The organism is Rickettsia endosymbiont of Ixodes scapularis (assembly GCF_000160735.1).
Lineage (GTDB): Bacteria > Pseudomonadota > Alphaproteobacteria > Rickettsiales > Rickettsiaceae > Rickettsia > Rickettsia tamurae.
Genome location: NZ_CM000770.1, coordinates 1,030,274 through 1,033,668, shown reverse-complemented (window position 1 = coordinate 1,033,668; position 3,395 = coordinate 1,030,274). Strand labels below are relative to the sequence as shown.

Sequence of the window (3,395 nt, the reverse complement as noted above, 5' to 3'; positions counted from 1 at the left end):
CTACTATGATAGCGCGAGACTATATCGTTTTGAAGTTTTGGGGAGTGATGCCGTCAGCTTTCTTAATGACTGCTATCTATGTAAAGCTTGTTAATAGGATGAAAGCAGAAAATATATTTTATCTTATTATATCAATTTTTTTAACATTCTTTGCTTTATTTGCCTACGTTATTTTTCCAAATCATGAAATGCTGCATTTAAGCCCTGTAAATATTCAAAATTTAACGGTAAGTTTACCTAATTTAAAATGGTTTATACTGCTTTTATCAAAATGGAGTTTTTCACTATTTTATATAATAGCCGAATTATGGCCAAACGTAGTTTTTGCATTACTTTTTTGGCAGTTTGTTAATAATATTACTACAGTGGAAGAATCTAAAAGATTTTATCCGTTATTCGGTTTACTTAGTCAAACAGGTATTTATTTAGCAGGGCAGTTTTTAGAAAATCTAAGTAATATTAATGATTACGTAACTAATAAATTTGCATTGCAATCGTCTTTTCATACACTTTCTATACAAATTATACTAACTATAGTATTAATTTTAGGTATAATAGCTATTAAAACTTTTTGGCTGCTTAATCATAAAGTACTAGACAAAGAGCATATGGCGTTACTCAGGTTTAAAGCAAAGAAAAAATCTATGACTATTGCCGAAAGTTTTCAAATGATTCTATCGTCAAGACATATTAGATTAATTGCAACTTTGCTTATCTGCTATGGCATTGCCATTAATTTAGTAGAAGGTCCTTGGAAAGCAGCAGCTACTAAAATTTATAAAACTCCAACCGAATATGCAGCTTTTATAGGAAGTTATTTGAGCTATACCGGAGTATTTACTATTTTATTTGTCGTACTTGGTTCAAATATAGTTAGAAGACTTGGCTGGTTTACGGCAGCTGTTATCACACCTTTAATAGTTTTTATTACCGGTATATTATTTTTTGCCGTTAATAATTTTGAAGGATTTGCCGGCTTAATAATAGCAAATTTTATCCTAACCGATCCTGCTTTAATTGCTATAACAATAGGTGCTATTCAAAATGTGCTTAGTAAATCAAGCAAATATACCTTATTTGATTCAACAAAAGAAATGGCCTATGTTCCTTTAGATCCGGAAATAAAAATAAAAGGTAAAGCTGCTGCCGACGTGATAGGTACAAAACTCGGTAAATCCGGTAGTGCATTTTTACAATCATTGGTATTTATAATATTACCTTCAGCTAGTTATCAATCTATTTCCATCTGTTTAATGATTATATTTATAATTACTTGCTTAACTTGGCTTTGGGCAACTAAAGAACTCAATAAAGAATATAAAAATTCTATTAAATTTTCTCAATAATAATATCAGTTTTTTCTTGATATTACTAAAATCTCTATATATTATCTTTGACAGTATAACACAAACTGTGAAAAAGATGTAGTACTTGCATGGATCGGTCTTTTTGGTGTCACCCTGTGGTCAAGTCACGGGGTGACAGCGGAAAATTTGTGCTAATTAACTTTTGGTTAAATTAGAGGTTTTATGAGTAAAGATAATACTGGATATGAAAATGATGAAGGATATGAATCCGATTATAGATGAAAAAAAACAAGAACAAGCTGCTCCCGCTCAACCTACACTAGATGCAGCTGACGATGGTTTTATCGTTACTTCTGCATCTTCTGCTCAATCTACCCCTTCAATTAGTGCTTTATTGGACAATATCTCTCCTGACGGTCAGACATCAGACCCAATAACCAAGGCTGTAAGAGAAACAATTATACAACCGCAAAAAGATAATTTAATAGAACAAATATTAAAAGACCTGGCAGCCTTTGCAGACCGTGATTTAGCTGAACAAAAAAGAAAAGAAATAGAAGAAGAAAAAGATAAAACATTAAATGCTTTTTTCGGTAATCCGGCTAATAGAAAATTTATTGATAAGGCTTTAGAAAATCCTGAGCTTAAAAAGAAATTAGAATTAATAGAAATAGCCGGCTATAAAAATGTTCATAATACATTTAGTGCCGCTAGTGGATACCCTGGTGGATTTAAGCCGGTACAGTGGAAAAATCAAGTAAGTGCAAGCGATCTCAGAGCAACAGTAGTTAAAAATGATGCAGATGATGAACTCTGTACCTTAAATGAAACAACTGTTAAAACTGAGCCTTTTACTGTAGCTAAAATAGATTTTCCTATAAAACTTGATAAAGCCGATGGGTCAATGCATTTATCGATGGTAGCATTAAAAGCTGATGGCACAAAGCCCTCCAAAGATAAAGCCGTATATTTCACTGCCCACTACGAAGGAGGACCAAACGGTAAACCTCAACTTAAAGAAATAAGCTCACCGAAACCTTTAAAATTTGCTGGAACCGGAGATGACGCAATAGCTTATATAGAGCATGGTGGAGAAATTTATACACTTGCGGTAACACGCGGTAAATATAAAGAAATGATGAAAGAGGTAGAACTAAACCAAGGGCAGAGCGTTGACTTATCACAAGCCGAAGATCTTATAATAGGACAAGGGCAAAGTAAGGCACTAGAAACAAACGAACCTACAATAAATCCAAATCAAGGATTACAGTCATCTATTGAAACGCCTACGCCTACTCAAACTACACAGATGCTACAGTCGCAACAAGTGAATCCAAACCTCCTTAATACAGCTACAGCTTTATCAGGCAGCATGCAAGATTTATTAAATTATGTAAATGCAGGTTTAACAAAAGAAACTGACGGCAATAAACAAATTGATTTAATTAAAGAAGCAGCCACGGTAATTCTTAATAATGAGAAAAGTGATATTGCTGAAAAGCAGGCTAATATCATTGCTTTAACTGAAAATACGGTCAATAATAACGCCCTCACACCGGACACAAAAGTAGCTGGAGTAAATGCGGTATTAGAAACCATAAAAAATGATCAGAATACCCCAGACCTAGAAAAATCAAAAATGCTTGAAGCTACAGTAGCTATCGCTTTAAATTCAGAGAATCTTGAACCGAAGCAAAAACAGCAGATGTTAGAAAAGGCAGTAGATGTCGGTTTAAGTCTTAAAGATGATGCAAGTAGAGCTGCGGCAATTGACGGTATTACGGATGCTGCAATAAAAAGTAACCTTTCTACTGAAGATAAAGGGACAATGCTTATAGCAGTAGGTGATAAGGTTAATGCCTCTGAATTAAGCAATGCGGAAAAACAAAAATTATTAGGTTCTGTATTAAAGAAAGGTGTAGAAGCCCAAGTTCTAAGCCCGGAACAACAACAATTGATGCAACAGAATTTAGATAAGATTATGGCGGAACAAACTAAAAAAGATACAATAAAAAAAGTAAATGATATTTTATTTGATCCTCTCAGTAATACTGAATTAAAAACAACAAACATACAAGCCATTACATC

At 33.4% G+C, this 3,395-nt stretch carries 2 protein-coding genes; both read left to right on the top strand.

Features of this window, described 5'->3' with window-relative positions:
* The coding region (tlc4, locus tag REIS_RS05195; RefSeq protein ID WP_008580200.1) for an NTP/NDP exchange transporter Tlc4 at nt 1–1,346 on the top strand (1,346 nt) is incomplete at its 5' end.
* A 223-nt stretch (nt 1,347–1,569) separates the two neighbouring features.
* On the top strand, nt 1,570–3,395 hold a 1,826-nt coding region (locus REIS_RS05190; protein WP_241760891.1), incomplete at its 3' end, for a Sca4 family spreading effector.